The sequence below is a fragment of the Paraburkholderia sp. AV2 genome (assembly GCF_054968425.1).
This window is the reverse complement of the sequence record NZ_JBANLK010000122.1, coordinates 1-783: the sequence shown is the minus strand read 5'-3', so window position 1 is coordinate 783 and position 783 is coordinate 1. Positions and strand designations below refer to the sequence as shown.

1 protein-coding gene is annotated in these 783 nt (G+C 60.9%); it reads right to left on the bottom strand.

Annotation, left to right across the window (positions count from 1 at the left end; translation table 11 throughout):
- On the bottom strand, positions 1–760 hold a 760-nt coding region (locus V8683_RS31375; protein WP_462880756.1), incomplete at its 3' end, for a protein rep.
- Positions 761–783: the final 23 nt, after the last annotated feature.

The following is a 783-nucleotide window of genomic DNA, read 5'->3' as shown; positions in this document are numbered from 1 at the left end:
CGGCCTGGACGTTCACGACCGGGGTGTAGTCCAAACGGGCGCAGGACTTCCACAACTCCGCCCACTTTTCGGCCTTGATGTAGCCCTTGCCGAAGTAGGACGGCCGCACCATCAGCAGCACGTGAAAGTGCGGGTGTGCTGAACCGTCCGCACCCCTCGTTACCTCGGTCGTGCGCAGGTAGCCTTGCACCACCCCCGCCACCTCTTCACGCAGCATGAAACGACGCCAAGCCTGGTTCATCGCGGCCAGTGTTTCGCGCAGGTCCGACACTTCGCAGTTACGGACCGTGAGCGTGAGGAACAGCCAGCGCGCGGTGGGGTGTTGCGATTCCAACTCGGGCAGGGCTTTCGAAAATCGGGCTTTCCACATGAGCGATTTTCTCCACTGGCAGACGGGGCAATGACGGACCCGGCAGAAGCGTGCGTTGTCCAGTTTCTGATGGCCGATTTCCCCCGTCGAGGGATCGACCGGGGCAGTGAACCGCAGCCACCAACTGCACTCGTTCATGCGGTCGGCGAAGCGTTCGAACTCCTCCCCTCCATCAGCATACATAGCCTGGACGGAGACGGCGGCAGTTCGATGACCGTCCCAAGGTTTGTCCCGTTCGGAGACGGCGGCAAGGTCCTCATAGACCGCTTGGCACGGTTCGGGTTGGGCGTGTAAACTCGTGGTTGTGCAGGTGCAAACTGCACTCGTAAGGCAGGACATGAGAACCCCGGCGGATGAGACTTCGACACTCCCATCCTCGGGGTTTTTCATTTATCTGTCAAATCAGGGCCGGG